General features: G+C 57.4%; 14 protein-coding genes and 1 tRNA gene. 9 read left to right on the forward strand and 6 right to left on the reverse strand.

The genetic code is table 11. The features are described 5' to 3' along the window. Positions 1-135: 135 nt before the first annotated feature. Entirely contained in the window at positions 136-864 is a 729-nt protein-coding gene (gene ubiG / locus DYE40_RS03140; RefSeq protein ID WP_115307690.1) for a bifunctional 2-polyprenyl-6-hydroxyphenol methylase/3-demethylubiquinol 3-O-methyltransferase UbiG, read from the reverse strand. Positions 865-1,011: 147 nt separating this feature from the next. Between ubiG and DYE40_RS12190 the strand changes: the two genes are divergently transcribed. The 6 genes from DYE40_RS12190 to DYE40_RS03165 all read left to right on the forward strand — a co-directional run bounded on the left by DYE40_RS12190 (position 1,012) and on the right by DYE40_RS03165 (position 7,457). Then, positions 1,012-1,296, forward strand: coding sequence for a hypothetical protein (locus DYE40_RS12190; RefSeq protein WP_147286564.1), 285 nt, complete (start codon positions 1,012-1,014; stop codon positions 1,294-1,296). Beyond that, the gene (lpxC, locus tag DYE40_RS03145) at positions 1,274-2,194 is read left to right on the forward strand and encodes a UDP-3-O-acyl-N-acetylglucosamine deacetylase (RefSeq protein ID WP_115307691.1); all 921 of its coding nucleotides are present in this window, start codon (positions 1,274-1,276) and stop codon (positions 2,192-2,194) included. The genes DYE40_RS12190 and lpxC overlap by 23 nt, the downstream gene beginning before the upstream one ends. Before the next feature lie 356 nt (positions 2,195-2,550). Then, positions 2,551-3,999 (forward strand): decarboxylating NADP(+)-dependent phosphogluconate dehydrogenase, encoded by a 1,449-nt coding sequence (gnd, locus tag DYE40_RS03150; RefSeq protein ID WP_115307692.1) that lies wholly within the window; start codon positions 2,551-2,553, stop codon positions 3,997-3,999. A gap of 479 nt (positions 4,000-4,478) precedes the next feature. Continuing rightward, positions 4,479-5,030, forward strand: coding sequence for a nucleotide exchange factor GrpE (grpE, locus tag DYE40_RS03155; RefSeq protein WP_115308262.1), 552 nt, complete (start codon positions 4,479-4,481; stop codon positions 5,028-5,030). A gap of 253 nt (positions 5,031-5,283) precedes the next feature. Continuing rightward, the gene (gene dnaK, locus DYE40_RS03160) at positions 5,284-7,215 is read left to right on the forward strand and encodes a molecular chaperone DnaK (RefSeq protein ID WP_115307693.1); all 1,932 of its coding nucleotides are present in this window, start codon (positions 5,284-5,286) and stop codon (positions 7,213-7,215) included. A gap of 165 nt (positions 7,216-7,380) precedes the next feature. Then, positions 7,381-7,457, forward strand: a tRNA-Met gene (locus DYE40_RS03165). A 150-nt stretch (positions 7,458-7,607) separates the two neighbouring features. Here DYE40_RS03165 and DYE40_RS03170 read toward each other — a convergent pair. From DYE40_RS03170 to gluQRS, 5 genes are all read right to left on the reverse strand, one after another. Beyond that, entirely contained in the window at positions 7,608-7,976 is a 369-nt protein-coding gene (locus DYE40_RS03170) for a DUF2185 domain-containing protein (protein ID WP_115307694.1), read from the reverse strand. A 19-nt stretch (positions 7,977-7,995) separates the two neighbouring features. Beyond that, positions 7,996-8,499 carry a GNAT family N-acetyltransferase gene (locus DYE40_RS03175; RefSeq protein WP_115307695.1) on the reverse strand — a complete coding sequence of 168 codons (504 nt, stop codon included), beginning with the start codon at positions 8,497-8,499 and terminating at the stop codon, positions 7,996-7,998. A gap of 11 nt (positions 8,500-8,510) precedes the next feature. Beyond that, positions 8,511-9,041 carry an isochorismatase family protein gene (locus DYE40_RS03180; RefSeq protein WP_115307696.1) on the reverse strand — a complete coding sequence of 177 codons (531 nt, stop codon included), beginning with the start codon at positions 9,039-9,041 and terminating at the stop codon, positions 8,511-8,513. Positions 9,042-9,163: 122 nt separating this feature from the next. Continuing rightward, positions 9,164-10,381: a bifunctional glutamate N-acetyltransferase/amino-acid acetyltransferase ArgJ gene (argJ, locus tag DYE40_RS03185; RefSeq protein ID WP_115307697.1), complete on the reverse strand. Its 1,218-nt coding sequence runs from the start codon at positions 10,379-10,381 to the stop codon at positions 9,164-9,166. Positions 10,382-10,635: 254 nt separating this feature from the next. Continuing rightward, positions 10,636-11,562, reverse strand: a complete 927-nt coding sequence (gene gluQRS / locus DYE40_RS03190; protein WP_115307698.1) for a tRNA glutamyl-Q(34) synthetase GluQRS — start codon at positions 11,560-11,562, stop codon at positions 10,636-10,638. A gap of 369 nt (positions 11,563-11,931) precedes the next feature. On the opposite strand from gluQRS, the gene DYE40_RS03195 reads away from it, so the two are divergent. The 3 genes from DYE40_RS03195 (at position 11,932) to DYE40_RS03205 (ending at position 17,465) form a co-directional block, all read left to right on the forward strand. Continuing rightward, on the forward strand, positions 11,932-14,178 hold the full coding sequence (locus DYE40_RS03195; RefSeq protein WP_172461197.1) for a TonB-dependent siderophore receptor: 2,247 nt from the start codon (positions 11,932-11,934) through the stop codon (positions 14,176-14,178). A gap of 178 nt (positions 14,179-14,356) precedes the next feature. After that, complete coding sequence (locus DYE40_RS03200) at positions 14,357-16,195, forward strand: ABC transporter ATP-binding protein/permease (RefSeq protein ID WP_115307700.1); 1,839 nt, start codon at positions 14,357-14,359, stop codon at positions 16,193-16,195. A 706-nt stretch (positions 16,196-16,901) separates the two neighbouring features. After that, positions 16,902-17,465, forward strand: coding sequence for an L-threonylcarbamoyladenylate synthase (locus DYE40_RS03205; protein ID WP_115307701.1), 564 nt, complete (start codon positions 16,902-16,904; stop codon positions 17,463-17,465). Positions 17,466-18,037 lie beyond the last annotated feature (572 nt).

Genomic DNA, 18,037 nt, shown 5'->3' on the forward strand with positions numbered 1-18,037 from the left:
GGCAAACACTCTCCGTTCCGCTTTCCGCAACGCCTTGTATTTTTAATGTTTTGTTCCATAACACAAAGGAAGAAGGCCGTCTGAAAAGTTTTCAGACGGCCTGTTTTGTTTTTCCGGTTGGAAAACCGATCTTTTTCAGACGGCCTCTGCGGGGCGGCAGGCAATCATATAGTTCACACCGGTATTGCCGCTCAAAAAATAGCGTTTCAGCAGCGGGTTGTAACCCAGGCCTTTTATATCCGCAATATCCAGTGCGCTTTGGCGGCACATCCGCGCCAGCTCGGCGGGCGTGATGAATTTCTGCCAGTCGTGCGTGCCTTTGGGTACCAGACCCAAAATGTATTCCGCACCGAGTATTGCGTGCAGATAGGATTTTGCATTGCGGTTGATGGTGGAAAAAAACACCATGCCGTCCGGTTTGGCCAGCTTGGCGCAGGCACGGATGATTGAAGCGGGATCGGGAACGTGTTCCATCATTTCCATACAGGTTACCACGTCGTAACCGTACGGGTTTTCCGCCGCCAAATCTTCAACGCTGATGCAGCGGTAGGCCACGTTTTCCACGCCTGCCGCACGCGCGTGCGCCTGTGCCGTTTGCAGCGATTTTTCTGCCAGATCAATGCCTGTTACCGCCGCCGCGCCGCGCCGCGCCATGCTCTCGGAAAGAATGCCGCCGCCGCAGCCCACATCAAGCACGGTTTTACCTGTCAAACCGGCTTTGCTGTCGATATAGTCGAGGCGGAAGGGGTTGATGTCGTGCAGCGGTTTGAATTCGCCTTCGGTATCCCACCATCTTTCCGCCAAGCGGCTGAATTTGTCGATTTCACCGTGATCCACATTCTGTTGCCGTGTGATGCCGTCCATATCCTTTCTCCTTAATCCTAACATCCGTCAAATGCGGCACATTGTACCCGAAACGTTTTCAGACGACCTTTTCCCTTTATTGTGCCGCAGAAAATCCGGTCGTCTGAAAACAGAATACAGATTAAATTAAAAATATAAAAAGATGATATGGATGAAGGCGGCCATTATCTGTGGATAATTTGTTTTAATTTTTTTGTTTCATATAATTGCATACCTTATAAGCCTGTTGGCGGCAGCGGTTTTTACCTTGCATATATTCTGGATGTTTTTCAGACGGCCGGATTTTTCTGCGGACAATTTGTGCTTTTCCACAGGCCGTCTGAAAATTTGTCCGCCACCGTTTCCCCCGCAGGCCTGCCTTTTTCCCGTATCATGCGCCGCTGTTTCAGACAAACGACAAGGATCAATCATGCTGCAGAGAACTCTGGCTAAACCGGTATCGGCCACCGGCGTGGGGCTGCATTCGGGCGAACGTGTCGCGCTGACGCTGCATCCGGCGGCGGAAAACAGCGGCATTATGTTCCGCCGCACCGATCTGGCAGGCGCACAGGGCGAAGCGTTCCGGCTCACACCCTACCTGATTAACGACACCCGCCTTTCTTCCACCGTGGTTACGGAAAACGGCGTGCGCGTCGGCACCATCGAACACATCATGTCCGCGCTGGCGGCCTACGGAATAGACAACGTACTGATCGAGCTGAACGCGCCGGAAATCCCGATTATGGACGGCTCCGCCCTGCCGTTTATCTATCTTTTGCAGGATGCCGGCGTTGCCGACCAAAAGGCGGAAAAACGCTTTTTGCGCCTTTTGAAAACGGTGGAAGTGCGCGAGCAGGACAAATGGGTGCGTTTCGACCCTTATGCCGGCTTCAAAGTTACCCTCACCATCGAATTCGACCATCCCGTGTTCAACCGTAGTGCACCCACCTTCTCCATTGATTTTGCCGGCAGCTCCTATATCGAAGAAATCGCCCGCGCCCGCACGTTCGGCTTCATGCAGGAAGTGGAACTGATGCGCTCGCATAATCTCGGCTTGGGCGGCAATCTGTCCAACGCTGTCGTTATCGACGAAACCGACGTACTCAATCCCGAGGGGCTGCGCTATCCCGACGAATTTGTCCGCCACAAAATCCTTGATGCCGTCGGCGACCTCTACATCGCCGGCCATCCCATTATCGGAGCGTTTGAAGGCTACAAATCCGGCCATGCCGTCAATAATGCCCTGCTGCGCAAAATACTTTCCGACGACACCGCCTACGAATGGACGGAATTTCCCGACAACGAAAGCCTGCCGCCGTCGTTTTTCACTGTGGACGGGCAGCTTCCCTAAGCGGGGAAAACGCGCCGTAATCCACAAAAGCGGCAGGCCGTCTGAAAACCGCCAACAGCCGTCCCGCCACACGCACATCCCGCGCCCACAGAGTTTGCCAGCATCCAAGCATATGGAAAAAATAAGATAAAACCGGTTATCCACAGATACGGGCAGCCTTCATCAAAATCATCTTTTTATATTTTATATTTCCAAATAAAAGGAAAACCCCCGCCGTTTTTCCTGCGGCAAGCGTCTCCGTTATAAAATTTCATAAAAAGTTTAATAAAAACATCATCTGCATCATCAAACATTGGCATATGCCCTCCCCATCCTGTAAAGTGGCACGGTTTACATCCGACTCGGAAAGGCAGGCAATGAAAGGCGATATTGGCGTGATCGGTTTGGCCGTAATGGGCCAGAACCTGATACTGAATATGAACGATCACGGTTTCAAAGTCGTGGCCTTCAACCGCACGGTCGGCAAAGTGGATGATTTTCTCAACGGTGCGGCCAGAGGCAGCGGAATCATCGGTGCATATTCGATACAGGACTTGATCGGAAAACTGAAAAAACCCCGCAAAATTATGATGATGGTACGTGCCGGTTCGGTAGTGGACGATTTTATCGAACAACTCCTCCCGTTTTTGGATCAGGAGGACATCATCATCGACGGCGGCAACGCCAACTATGCGGACACCACCCGCCGCACACATTATCTGGCAGCCAAAGGCATCCGCTTTATCGGTGCGGGCGTATCCGGCGGCGAAGAAGGCGCACGCTTCGGCCCCTCCATCATGCCCGGCGGCAACGAAAGCGCGTGGCCGGAAGTCAAACCCATATTCCAAGCCATTGCCGCCAAAACCAAAAGCGGCGAACCCTGCTGCGACTGGGTCGGCCGCGACGGCGCGGGACATTTCGTCAAAATGGTGCACAACGGCATCGAATACGGCGATATGCAGCTTATCTGCGAAGCCTATCATTTTATGAAAGACGGCCTCGGCCTCTCCTATGAAGAAATGCACCGGATTTTCAGCGAGTGGAACAAAACCGAGCTGGATTCCTACCTGATTGAAATCACAGCGGCCATTTTGGCCTACAAAGACGAAGACGGCGCACCGTTGGTGGAAAAAATCCTCGATACCGCCGGCCAGAAAGGCACGGGCAAATGGACCGGCATCAGCGCGCTTGATTTGGGTGTTCCGCTGACGCTGATTTCCGAAGCCGTATTCGCCCGCTGCGTTTCCGCATTGAAAGAACAGCGCACGGCAAACGCCAAACTGTTCGGCAGCACCATCGTACCGGTCGGAGGCGACAAAGCCCGTTGGGTAGATGATTTGCGCCAGGCTCTGCTGGCCTCGAAAATCATCTCCTACGCACAGGGTTTCATGCTTATCCGCCAGGCCGGCGAAAACAATAATTGGGCATTGGACTACGGCAACACCGCACTTTTATGGCGCGAAGGCTGCATCATCCGCAGCGCGTTTTTGGGCAACATCCGCGATGCCTACCAAGCCGATCCCGATTTGGTGTTTTTGGGCGCGGATCCGTATTTCAAAGGCCTGTTGGCAGACTGTCTGCCGGCGTGGCGCAGAGTGGTGGCCAAAGCCGTCGAATCGGGTATCGCCATGCCCTGCATGGCCTCCGCGATTACCTTTTTGGACGCGTACGCCACCGAACGCCTGCCCGCCAACCTTTTGCAGGCGCAGCGCGACTATTTCGGCGCGCACACTTACGAGCGTACCGACAAAGCGCGCGGCGAATTTTTCCACACCGACTGGACAGGTACGGGCGGCGGCACGGCATCCACCGCCTACGGCGTTTGAGGCCGTCTGAAAACCAATATCCGCTGTTTGTGCGGATGTGCCGTATGGTATGCACATGCTTTCCGATTTTCGGCAAAAAAGGCCGTCTGAAAGTCTAAAACGGATTTTCAGACGGCCTCATCATGTTTTTTTGCCGACCAAATAAATATCTCACTCCAAACCGCGTGCGTGGCTGTGCCACACACCCTACCTTAACGGAAAAGGCCGTCTGAAAATACCGTTTTCAGACGGCCTTTTGTATTAATGGCAATAAAAAAACATACCCCGCTGTCTGTACAGGTAGGGTGTGTGGCACAGCCACGCACGCGTTCCCAGCCGCAGAAAAAAAATCGTCTGAAAAACGCAAATGGAATGCCAGACGAGCCGAATCCGTATTTTCAGACGGCCTCTGCCGTTTGCCCGTGCTTGAAACCTTTTCAGACGGCCTCATATAGCCGCGCATGAAAAATCCCTTCCGACATTTCAAAAAAGGCAAAAGCATGAACGAACAAAACACTACACCCGAAGAAGAGCAAACCCCGTCCGCAGAGCAGCCCGTCGCCGAAGCCGTTCCGCCCACTTACGAAGAATTGCAGGCCAAAGTGGAAGAGCTTGAAGGCCGTCTGAAAGAAGAAGAGCTGCTCGGTTTGGCCAACGAGCAAAACCTGCGCCGCCGCCACCGGCAGGAAATCGCCGATACGCATAAATTCGCCGGCCAGAAATTCGCTGCCGAAATGCTGCCGGTAAAAGACTATTTGGAAATGGCCCTGCTCGATCAAAGCGGCAATTTCGATGCGCTGAAAACCGGCGTGCAGATGACCTTAAACGAATTGAACAAAGCGTTTGAAAACACAAACATCAGCGAAATCAATCCGCAGCCGGGCGAAAAGCTCGACCCGCACCGCCACCAGGCCATTCAGGCCGTGGAAAGCACGCAGGAGCCGAACACCGTGGTCGGCGTGATGAAAAAAGGCTATGCCCTCTCCGACCGCGTTCTGCGTCCGGCGATGGTAAGCGTTGCCACAGCCGCCGGAGAGAATGCGGCGGAATAAAACAAACGCCGCACCGGATGTGTTTTCAGACAGCCTTTCACAGCCGCATGAAAAGCCCGCAAACCGCAGAAACCGTTTAACGGTTTGATTTTAAAATTCAAAAAGTTGTGATTTTTTTACAACACAAAACTTGAAAACTTTCCCTTCCTCCCTATTTTGCAGCGCATGAACAAGACGGCCGGCAGCAGTCAGAGGCCGTCTGAAAACCGTATCAGTCATTTATTTATCATTTATTATTAGGAGCATACGCAATATGGCAAAAGTAATCGGTATCGACCTGGGTACAACCAACTCCTGTCTGGCCATCTCTGAAAACGGCCAAACCAAAGTCATTGAAAACGCAGAAGGCGCACGCACCACACCTTCCGTTATCGCCTATCTCGACGGCGGCGAAATCCTTGTCGGCGCGCCTGCCAAACGCCAGGCTGTAACCAACGCGAAAAACACCATCTACGCGGCTAAACGCCTGATCGGCCACAAATTCGAAGACAAAGAAGTACAGCGCGACATCGAATCCATGCCCTTTGAAATCATCAAAGCCAACAACGGCGACGCATGGGTCAAAGCGCAGGGCAAAGAGCTGTCTCCGCCGCAGATTTCCGCCGAAGTTTTGCGCAAAATGAAAGAAGCGGCCGAAGCCTATTTGGGTGAAAAAGTAACCGAAGCGGTGATTACCGTGCCGGCCTACTTCAACGACAGCCAGCGTCAGGCCACCAAAGATGCGGGACGCATCGCCGGTTTGGACGTAAAACGCATCATCAACGAACCGACTGCAGCCGCACTGGCATTCGGCATGGACAAAAACGCCAAAGGCGACCGCAAAATCGCGGTGTACGACTTGGGCGGCGGCACTTTCGACATTTCCATTATCGAAATTGCCGATATGGACGGCGAAAAACAGTTTGAAGTATTGGCTACCAACGGCGACACCTTCTTGGGCGGCGAAGATTTCGACCAACGCCTGATCGACTACATCATCGCCGAGTTCAAAAAAGAACAGGGCATCGACCTGAAAAACGACGTGATGGCGCTGCAACGCCTGAAAGAAGCAGCCGAAAAAGCCAAAATCGAGCTTTCCAGCGGCCAGCAAACCGAAATCAACCTGCCCTACATCACCATGGATGCAAGCGGCCCCAAACACTTGGCGATGAAAGTTACCCGCGCCAAATTCGAGAGCCTGGTGGAAGACCTGATCCAACGCTCCATCGAGCCTTGCCGCATCGCGCTCAAAGACGCAGGTTTGAGCACTTCCGACATCGACGACGTAATTTTGGTAGGCGGCCAAAGCCGTATGCCCAAAGTACAGGAAGCGGTTAAAGACTTCTTCGGCAAAGAGCCGCGCAAAGACGTCAACCCCGACGAAGCCGTGGCCGTAGGCGCAGCGATTCAGGGCGAAGTATTGGGCGGCGGCCGCAGCGACGTACTGCTGCTCGACGTTACCCCGCTTTCGCTCGGTATCGAAACCATGGGCGGCGTAATGACCAAGCTGATTCAGAAAAACACCACCATCCCGACCAAAGCGTCGCAGGTGTTCTCGACAGCCGAAGACAACCAAAGCGCCGTAACCATCCATGTGTTGCAGGGCGAACGCGAACGCGCCTCTGCCAACAAATCGCTCGGCCAGTTTAACCTCGGCGACATCGCACCCGCACCGCGCGGCATGCCGCAAATCGAAGTAACCTTCGACATCGACGCCAACGGCATCCTGCACGTGTCCGCCAAAGACAAAGGCACAGGCAAAGCCGCCAACATCACCATCCAAGGCTCTTCCGGCCTTTCTGAGGAAGAAATCGAACGCATGGTGAAAGATGCCGAAGCCAACGCCGAAGAGGATAAAAAACTGCATGAGCTGGTACAAAGCCGCAACCAGGCCGAAGCACTGATTCATTCGGTGAAAAAATCGCTGGCCGACTATGGCGACAAACTTGACGCTGCCGAGAAAGAAAAAATCGAAGCTGCGTTGAAAGAAGCCGAAGAAGCCGCCAAAGGCGACGACAAAGCCGCCATCGACGCAAAAGCCGAAGCCCTCGGCGCGGCCAGCCAGAAACTCGGCGAAATGGTTTACGCCCAAGCGCAGGCCGACGCGCAGGCAGGTGCAGGTGCGGCGCAGCCCGAATCTTCCGCCAAGAAAGACGACGACATAGTCGATGCCGACTTTGAAGAAGTGAAAGACGACAAGAAATAATCTTGAATCGTTGGAGGGAAAAACGGGAGCAGCAGATGCCGCTCCCGTTTTTCTTATCCGTAACCATAGCGTAACAAAATAGAAAAGATACAAGGCAGGCTGTACCATCGGCTTCGGAAAAACTTGACATATATCTGCCGGGCGGGTATAGTCCGCAGCTTCTGACGCGGGGTGGAGCAGCATGGTAGCTCGTCGGGCTCATAACCCGAAGGTCGTAGGTTCGAATCCTGCCCCCGCAACCACATACTAAAAAGGCCGCTGGGCACAGCGGCCTTTTTCCGTCTGATACCGTTCAGCACCATCAACCGAATCCGCATCCGATAAGGCCTGCCGCTGGTTTTACAGAAAACTTCGGGTTGTATTTTTGGCCGGCTGCAAGGTTTTTTTAATTTTCATTCTGTTGGTGGCTGGAAATCTTCCTGCTCGAAAATACCGTTTTTATTTCTGAAAAACGCCGTTCCGTAAGGAGCGTTGAGCAGCGGAATGATGTCGGGGTCGTAGTTGCAAATTGAGTTTAGCTCGTAAATTCCCGAATTTTCAGGGTTATCCATATAGTCATCGCTTTCGTCTCCCGCCGTGAAACGCCAACCGCTGTCAAACCCGCCAAACTTGCTGTCGTCATCGGGAAGCTCGCGGTAGCAATAGCCTACCTTCCGTCCTTTCACCATAATTTCATCGGTGGCAATACAGCCTTCCGCTTCCTGCCAATCTGTTAACAGGTTTTTTAATTTTCCTTTCAGGTAGAAATCTTTTTCTTTCATAACGCAGAGTCCCTATTGTTCAGTCTGTTACCTTTTTTCCCAGCAGCACAATATCCGCCGTCATTCCGTCCAAATCGCATACCTGCGGCAGTCTTCCCCATTCTTGGAAACCGAAAGTGTGGAACAGGCGGATACTGGCGTGGTTGTGGCCGAAGATAAGGGCGATGATGTTGCGGATGCCGAGCGACGGGGCTTTTTCCAGCATATAGCGCAGCAGGATTTTGCCCACGCCGACTCCGCGCATATCGTGGCGTACGTAGATGCTGGCTTCGGCGGTGATGCGGTAAGCCTCGCGCGGGTAGTAGTCGGAAAACGCACCCCAGGCCAGCAGACTGCCCGCTTCGTCTTGGAGGACGTACAGCGGGCGGTTGCCGCCGTGCGCGTCCAGCCATCCCTGCCTGCTTTGGGCGGTAACGTGTGCGAGGTCGGCGGTGGAGCGGCGGTCGTCTATCGTGCTGTTGTAGATGTCGACGATGGCGGCGAGGTCTTCCTGCCGCGCTTCGCGGATCCGGTATGCGTGCATTTTCAGACGGCCTATCGGATGAGTTTGGATATGGTTTTGAAGGCGGGGTGCTGCGCGTCGCCCATTAGCGAAAACAGCAGGCTTTCTATGCTGCATACGGTAACACCGGCGGTGCGCATCTGTTCCAAGCCGTTGGCTTTGTTGGCTGGATTGCGCGAGGCGGCGCACTCGAAGGGCAGGTAAACGCCCATGCCTTGCAACCTCAGATCGAGCGCGGTCTGCAAGACGCAGATGTGGGTTTCCGCGCCGATCAGGATGATGTTTTGCGCCTGTTTTTCGCGGATGAAACTTTCGGCGGCGGGCGCGGCGGAGAAGCGGGTTTTTTCGGCAAGCGGGGCATCGGGCAGCAGCAGGCGCACGGCGGGCAGGGTTGCGCCCAGGCCTTTGGGGTATTGCTCGGTGAACATGGCGGGAATGTCCAAGGCCTGCACACCCTGTATCAGCAGGCGGCAGGCGGCGGTGAATTGTTCGGCTTCGTGCAGCGAGGGCGTGAGGCGTTCTTGGATGTCGATGATGAGGCAGACGGTGTTTTCGGGTTTCATGATGGTTTCCTTGTTTGTTTTCAGACGGCCTCGCGATAAAAAAGGCCGTCTGAAAAGGCGGTTTGGCAGAGTGGGAAGCAAAGGCCGTCTGAAAAGGTTTTTCAGACGGCCTCTTTAATGTTTCAAGAGCGGTATTCCGCATTGATGCGCACATATTCGTGCGTCAGGTCGCAGGTGTAGACCGTGGCCGATTCGCGGCCGCGCTGCAAATCGATGCGCACGGTGATTTCCGCTTCGTCCATAATCCGCTGGCCGGCTTCTTCGGTGTAGCCTGCGGCGCGTCCGCCGTTTTCGGCAACGAGTACGTCTCCGAGCCACATTTTCAGCTTGTTTTCGTCGAAAGGCACGCCCGCATAGCCTGCGGCGGCGAGCAGCCGGCCGAGATTGGGGTCGGAGGCGGAAAAGGCGGTTTTGACCAGCGGCGAGCGGGCAAGGGCGTAGGCAATCTGCTTGGCTTCGTCGCGGCTTTGGGCGTTGGCCACTTCTATGGTAACGAATTTGCCCGCGCCTTCGCCGTCGCGCACGATGGCCTGCGCCAGTTCCAGCGCAAGGCCGCCGAGCAGCTCTTTGAGCTGGCCGTAGCGCGGGTCGGCGATGTTGTCGATTTCCTGCTGGCCGCATTTGCCGGTGGCGATGATGACGAAGCTGTCGTTGGTGCTGGTGTCGCCGTCCACGGAGATGCAGTTGAACGACATATCGGCAGTTTCCTGCGTCAGAAGCTGCAAAACGGGCTGGGAGATTTTCGCGTCGGTGGCGATAAAGCCGAGCATGGTGGCCATGTTCGGATGAATCATGCCCGAGCCTTTGGCGATGCCTGTGGCGCGGACGGTGTGGCTGCCGCCGACCTGTCCGGCACGCGAGGCGGCTTTGGGTATGGTGTCGGTGGTCATGATGGCGCGGGCGGCAGCCGTCCAGTCGGCCTCTTTCGCTTTCGGCAGCGCGGCGGCGATTTTGCCGGCCGGCAGCGGCTCGAGGATTACGCCGGTGGAAAACGGCAGCACTTCGTTTGTTTGGCAGCCCGCCCGCTTCGCCGCTGCTCCGCACACTTCCACCGCCCGCGCGTAGCCCTCTTCGCCCGTGCCCGCATTGGCGTTGCCCGTGTTGACCACCAGCGCGCGGATGTGTTCCGCCTGCGCCAGATGCGCCTTGCAGACACGCACCGGCGCGGCGCAGAAGCGGTTTTGCGTGAACACCGCGCCGACGGTGCAGCCCTTGTCCAGCGTAATCAGCGTCAGATCGTCGTGTTGCGGCTTTTTCACGCCCGCCTGTCCGACAAAAATCCCAATGCCGCCTATGGGCAGAAGCTGCCCCGCATCCGTTTCCTGATAATTCACGGCCATGCTGTTTTCCTTTGGTATCGGTTGGAGAAATGATTAAAGCGATTATGAACGCTTTTACGGCCCGATGAAACACAAAAGGCCGTCTGAAAAGCCGTTTTCAGACGGCCTGCTTTTTTCTGTACCGACTCCCGTGTTCCCCAAGCGCAGCAAAAGGCATTGTTTCCCGTTTTTCCAACCCGTGCAAACAGCCGCAACCGCGTGCGTGGCGAGCCACCCTACCTTGGCGGCAGAGGCCGTCTGAAAAAACATGGTTTTCAGACGGCCTCCGTACACACCTCCGCGCAAGGCACTTTAGCCATATCCCAATGCGCCGCCGCCCAGTCCAGCAAATCGCGCGGCCTGTCCACCTGCGGCGCGGCCGGCAGGTTCAGATAAGCCGACACCTGCCGCAGCAGTGCCTCCCGCCGCGTCAGATCCAGCGCGGGAGCCAGCGTCTGCTTCGACCACTTCTGCCCCTGCGCATTCACCAAAAGCGGCAGGTGCGCATACTGCGGCACAGGCACGCCCAAACAGCGTTGCAGCCAAATCTGGCGCGGCGTGGAAACCAGCAGATCCCGCCCGCGCACCACATGCGTTACCCCCTGTGCCGCATCGTCGGCCACCACCGCGAGCTGGTAGGCCCACAAACCGTCCGAACGGCGCAGCACAAAATCGCCGATGTCCCGCGCCAGATTCTGCGCATAAGGCCCGACGACACGGTCGGTAAAAGCAATTTCCCCGTCCGGCACGCGCAGCCGCCAAGCCGGCGTTTTGCCGTTTTTGCCGCCCGTCGGCCCGCCCGCTCCGTTTTCAGACGGCCTTTTTGCCGCATCGCGGCAGCGGCCGCCGTAAACCAAGCCGTCCGCCCCCGTCCGCGCCCCCTCCTGCCACTCCCTGCGGCTGCAAAAACACGGATAGGCCAAACCCGCCGCCCGCAGACGCGCCAAAGCCGCTTCATAAATATCATAACGGCGGCTCTGGTAGGCCACCGCCCCGTCCCACTCGAAACCGAACGCCTCGAGCGTGCGCAAAATCCCGTCCGCCGCCCCCGCCATCTCGCGCGGCGGGTCCAAATTCTCCATCCGCAGCAGCCAGGCCCCGCCCGCCGCCCGCGCGTCGGCATAGGAAGCCAGCGCGGCCAGCAGCGAGCCGATATGGAGCAGCCCCGTCGGGCTGGGGGCAAAACGCCCGATATAGGTCATAACAGCCATCCGAAACAAATAAACAAAACACCAAAAAAACGCGGCGGAATCCGCATTCGTTCACAAGAAAACAAAAGAAAGAATGTTACATCCGCGCAACGCCGAAAGCGCATAATCGGTTCATTCCATGCAAATTTGAAATGAGAACGGCTCACGCAACGTATAATCCGCTCCCGCTATTTTATAGCCGGTAAAAATAAGAAATCTACGCAATTGCGGCACCTTAGCCGGAGCGGAGCCCTTGTCCCGCGCGGCAAAATGCCGCTGCGGCCTCTGCAAGAATCCGCCGCCCGCCGTCTGCCGCCTTGTAATTTTCTTATTTCCCACCCCGCCCTTTTTTCCAACCGTACACATTTCAGGATGAAAGCAATGTACCGCAAAACTTTCAAGCTCAGCACCCTTGCCGCGCTGCTTATCGCGGCAAATGCCGCTTACGCGCAAGAAAATGCCGTCCCCCCCCAATCCGAAGCAGATAATGCCGGCACTTCCTCCGCCATCGCAACCGTTACCGTTTCCGGCACGAGCCGTTCGACGCGTACGGAAAACAAAAACAGCTACACTACCTCCGCCATGCGCACCACCACCGGTTTGGCGTTAAGTCCGAGGGAAACCCCGCAGTCGGTCAGCGTGATTACCAAATCCCAACTGAACGACCGCGGCATCAGCAATATGGAAGACGCGCTGAAAACCACCACCGGCGTGAACGTTGTCAAAGATTCCGGCCGCTACCGCTACTATTCGCGCGGCTTTCCGATCGACCGTATCGAAGAAGACGGCGTAGCCACCACCGTTACCGCAGGTGCCAGCGGCAATCCCTACCGCGACGCGCAAAGCATGACCGATTTGGCGATTTACGACCATATCGAAGTGGTGCGCGGCGCAACCGGCCTGACACAGGGCAACGGCGAGCCGGGCGGCACGATCAACGCGGTGCGCAAAAAGCCCACAGCGCAAAGACAAATCCAAGGCTCGGCTTTGGTTGACCGTTTCGGCAGACTGCGTACCGAAGCCGACGTTTCCGGCAGCCTGAACGAAAACAAAACACTGCGCGGCCGCGCCGTTGCCGTATTGGAACGCAACCGCAGCTTCAAAGACGACGTACACGGCCACGGCGGCCTGATTTACGGCGTGATGGACGCCGATGCCGGCGAAAACACCAAAATTACCTTCGGCGGTATGTATCAGGACAAAACCGAAATGCCCGACTATTTCGGTATTCCGATGGGTTTGAACGGAGCCGAAGCCGGCCTGCCGCGCGATACTTATCTGGGCTTTAACTGGAACGAGGCGCGTTTTAAGAAATTCAACGCCTTTGCCGAAGTCGAACACCATTTTAACGACGACTGGAAACTGACAGGCCGTCTGAACTACATCAAAAACAAATCCGACAGCCGTTTCGGCGCGATTACCAACTTGTCCACTTCCTATCAGGGTCTGTCTCCGGGCGGCACGCTGGCCGTAAACAACCTGCAAAACTACAAAAACAAAGGCTACCAGTTTTCAGGCGGCCTGAACCTGAACGGCAAATACCAACTGTTCGGCCAAAGCCACGACCTGTTTGCGGGCTACACCTATTCCAATGAAAACACCGACACCCTGTGGCGGCGCATCCGCAACAGCACCCGCTACGATCCGTTTACCTTCCAGGGCAACGAAGTACCCTCGCCCAACTGGGACACCGATTTCAACGACCGCCTGAGCTACGATTCCAAAATCGTCTCGCACGGCCTGATGTTCGGTACGCGCTTCAATCCCACCGACCGCCTGCACATTATCGCCGGCACGCGCTGGACGCACTGGAAATCTTCCTCCGGTACGTATTACGACATTTGGAACAACCGCCCCGATACCGATACCGACAAAAAAGACGAAGCCAAACGCAGCCGCTTCGTGCCCTATCTCGGCATAACTTTCGACATCACCAAACAGCAAAGCGTGTATGCCAGCTACACCAGCATCTTCAAGCCGCAGTCTTCCACCGACTACAACTATAAAATCCTGCCGCCGATGCTGGGCAACAACTACGAAATCGGCTGGAAAGGCGAATGGATGAACCGCAAACTGAACACATCCGTCGCCCTGTTCCAAGTAGAACAGAAAAACCGTGCCGTGGCATTTACCGAGCTTTCAACCAACCGGGTTTATTTCGAGCCTTCAGGCAAAGTCGTCAGCAGAGGTATCGATGCCGAAATTTCCGGCAAATTGAACGACAACTGGCAGCTTTTTGCAGGTTATACCCTAAACAACAGCAAGTATCAGGAAACCGAAAACAGTAGCCGCACCAGGGGTTTGAATTTCAGCAAACACACCCCGCGCCACATGCTGCGCCTCTACACCAGCTACAAACTGCCCGTGGGCAACGGCAAATGGACGGTCGGCGGCGGCGCGAGCATCCAGAGCAAAACCAGCAGCCTGGCCGACGTGAAGCAGGGCGGCTATATGCTGATGAATGCCAACGTGCAGTACAGGCCGTCTGAAAACCTGTCTCTCGCCCTCATCGGCAGCAACCTGACCAACCGCCGCTATTATGAAAACCAACGCACCCGCGTCAACGGCGGCAACAACTTCTACGGCGAACCGCGCAACCTGATGTTCAAAGTGGACTACAAGTTCTAAACCGCAGCAAACAGGCCGTCTGAAAACCGATTTTCAGACGGCCTTTTCCCCTTTGTACCGCCGAACAAAACAGCAAAGCGGCCAAGCCGCAGATTGTTTGTTTTGTCCCGCCCCTCCGCGCCGCGCCGAGCCGTATGTCCGTCCGGACGGCCGCAATCCCCATTTCCCAAGCCCCAACATGAAAACCATCCGCCGCTTCCTCTCCCTCGCCGCCCCGTTCTGGTGGCGCGGCAATCCCTGGGCCAACTGGCTGCTGCTTGCCGCCGTAGTCGGCTTTTCGCTGGCCATCGTGCGCGTAGGCGTGCTGATTACCGAATGGAACAAAACCTTTTACGACGCGCTGGCCGCATTCGACAGCAGGGCCATGCCCGCGCTGGTGTTGGAATTTCTCGTCTATATCGCCCTCGTAACCGCCTTTGTCGCCTGCGGCAACTGGCTGCGCAAAGTGCTGCTGTTCCGCTGGCGCACGCACCTCACGCGCCAATTCGAGCAAAACTGGCTCGGCAGCCGAAAACACTACCGCCTGCAACTGTCCGGCGAGCCGGACAACCCCGACCAGCGCATCGCCGAAGACATCGCCATGCTGTCGGAAAAAAGCATCGACCTTTTCAAATACTTCATCATGAACGCCGCCAAACTCGGCGCGTTTGTCGCCATTTTGTGGCAGCTCTCCGGCGTGCAGAGCTTCACGCTGGCCGGCTACAGCCTCACCGTCAAAGGCTATCTCGTCTGGATCGCGCTGGCCTATTCCGCCGCCTGCACCCTGCTCACCCACCTTATCGGCCGCAAGCTGCAGCCCTTGAACGTCGAACGCCAGCACCGCGAAGCCGACTACCGCGCCACACTCCTGCGCGTGCGCGACCACGCCGAACAAATCGCCCTCTATCGCGGCGAAGCGGCCGAACAAGGCCGCCTGAACGCCCGTTTTGCCGCCATCGCAAACAACTGGCGCGGCCTGATACGGCGCGAGTTTTATCTGGAAAGCTTCTCCGCCGCCTACCTGCGCCTGTCCATGTTCATCCCCATCATCGCCACCCTGCCGATGTATCTCGCCCAAACCATGAGCTTCGGCGACATGATGAAGGCCCGCAGCGCGTTTTCCAACGTACAGGACGGCTTCGGCTGGTTTATGGACTACTACAAACGCATCATCGAATGGGCCGCCGTGGTCGAGCGTCTGGCCGGTTTTCAGACGGCCTTGGACGAAGCCGATAAAGCGCAAAGGCAGCCCGAGGCCGCACAGGCGGGGGAACGGCTTTCGGATTCCGCCGCAGGCCGTCTGAAAACGGACGGCGCGGGTTTGCACAAAGACGAAAGCCTAAGGCCGTCTGAAAACAATCTTTCAGACGGCCTTGCGGGCAGCCGGCAGCCTCCGCTGCTCGATACCGCAAACCTCTGCATCCACACCGCCGCCGGCAGCCCCCTGCTGCAAAACCTCACGCTCGCCGCCCCGTCCGCCCAATGGCTGCTGCTCGACGGCAGAAGCGGCATCGGCAAAACCACCCTGATGCGCACCCTTGCCGGCCTGTGGCCCTACTATCGCGGCAGCTTCCGGCTGGGCAGCCCCCGCGTCCTGTTTCTGCCGCAACGCCCCTACCTGCCGCAGGACAGCCTGCACAACCTCGTCTGCTACCCCGACACCGCGCCGCGCGGCGCAAACGAAGTCCAAGCCGCATTGGAACAAGTCGGCCTGGGCCGTCTGGACACACAGCTTCACAGCGAAGACGCATGGCACAAAATCCTTTCCGGCGGCGAACAGCAGCGCATCAGCCTCGCCCGCGCCCTGCTTGCCCGCCCCGACATCCTGTTTCTCGACGAAGCCACCAACCAGCTCGACGACGCTTCCGCCGTGCAGCTTCTTTCGCTGCTCAAACGCAGCCTGCCCGACACGCTGGTGGTCGGCATCAGCCACCAAATGCCCGTGAAAGACTTGTTTGACCGCCGCGCCGACTTGGGCGCGTTTGCAGCGGAGCAACAGCCGCAGGAAGCGGCATCAGACAAAGCAGAGGCCGTCTGAAAAGCATCTGCACTTTTCAGACGGCCTCCAAGGTAGGGTGTGTGGCGCAGCCACGCACGCGTTCTTTGTTTTACAGGAAGCCTTTCCGACCAAACCGCAAATCCGCGTGCGTCGCCTCGGGGCGACACACCCTACGCGGGATTACGCGGGATGCGGCAGGACAAACAGAAAAGGCCGTCTGAAACCCGAAGAATCCGCCGCAAACCCACTCCCTCCCCTGCGCCCGCGCGGAGGAGGGTCGGGGAGGGGGTGGCGGTTTGCAAAACCGCTTTTCCGCCCGCAAACGCAGCCGAAGCGGCAGCAGCCCCCACCCTAACCCTCCCCCGCAGGCGGGAGAGGGGATAAAGGCCGTCTGAAACACGGATTCGGCCTATTCGAAATGCCGTTTGCAGTTTTCAGACGGCCTCATGTTTCGAATGACAGAACACCACGCTCCGTGCGGACAGAGCGTAGGGTGTGTCGCTCCGGCGACGCACGCGTTTTCAGGGTTTTCAGACGGCTTCTTGCCGCTATACGGCACAAGCCGCGTGCGTGGCAGAGCCACACACCCTACCTAAACGGCAAACGCAGCCTGAACCCGACCCAACGCCCAACCGGCGCGGCTCCAACAAAGTGAAAACGGGTTTTCCGCCGCCGCCCGGCCTTGTTCTGCGCAAGCCTGCGGCGAAGCGTACAATCGCTGTTTTCCTTCCGATAAAGCAGGGTCATGAAACGTATTCTTTGCGCCGCAGAAGCAGGCCGTCTGAAAAGCCGTTTGCGGCGGGGCGGGCTGGTGGCCTATCCTACCGAGTCGTGCTTTGGCATAGGCTGTCTGCCGCACCATGCCAAAGCACTCAAAGCCCTGGTTCGGCTCAAACGCCGCCCGCAGCACAAGGGGATGATTGTTGTCGGCGACACGCTTGCGCGTCTGCGGCCGCTGTTGCGCCCTTTGGCAGAGGATGATGCCGCCGCGCTGGAAAGCATCTGGCCGGCGCGGCAGACTTTTCTGCTGCCCGCCGCACGCAATGTGCCGCCGCTGCTGCGCGGCAGGGGGCGGGCCGCTCTGGCGGTGCGTGTGCCGGCTCATGAGGCCGCGCGGGATTTGTGCCGCCTGCTGGGCACGCCGCTGGTGTCCACTTCCTGCAACCGTGCGGGCAAACGCCCCTGCCGCAGCACGCGGGAGGTGCGGCGGCAGTTCGGCCGCAGCGTGTATGTGGCGGCGGGACGCTGCGGCGGCAGTAAAACACCCAGCACGATGACCGATTGGGCAACGGGCAGGCGGCTGCGCTGAATGGGAAGGCCGTCTGAAACAGGGTGTTCAGACGGCCTTTTGCATGGTTTCGCGCTGACAGTCTGTGTAGGGTGTGCGGCTCTGCCGTGCACGCGGTTGCAGAGATTGCACGGCCTTTGCGCGGCGGCGGGGAACGCGTGCGTCGCCTTTGGGGCGACACACCCTACGCGGGATTACGCGGGATGCGGTGGGGCAAACGGAAAAGGCCGTCTGAAACCGAAGAATCCGCCGCAAACCCGCTCCCTCTCCTGCGCCCGCGCGGGGGAGGGCTGGGGAGGGGGTGGCGGTTTGCCAAACCGCTTTCCCGCCCGCCAGCGCAGCCGAAGCGGCAACAGCCCCCACTCTGACCCTCCCCCGCAGGCGGGAGGGAACAGAGGCCGTCTGAAAGCGCAGCTTCAACGAAGTGAAAACACGGATTCGGCTCGTCCGAAATACCGTTTTACGGTTTTCAGACGGCCTCCAAGGTAGGGTGTGCGGCTCTGCCGCGCACGCGGTTGCGGAGATTCTACGGCCTTTGTGCGGCGGCGGGGAGCGCGTGCGTCGCCTTTGGGGCGACACACCCTACGTGGGAT

The sequence above is a fragment of the Kingella potus genome, assembly GCF_900451175.1.
Classification (GTDB): Bacteria; Pseudomonadota; Gammaproteobacteria; order Burkholderiales; family Neisseriaceae; genus Neisseria; species Neisseria potus.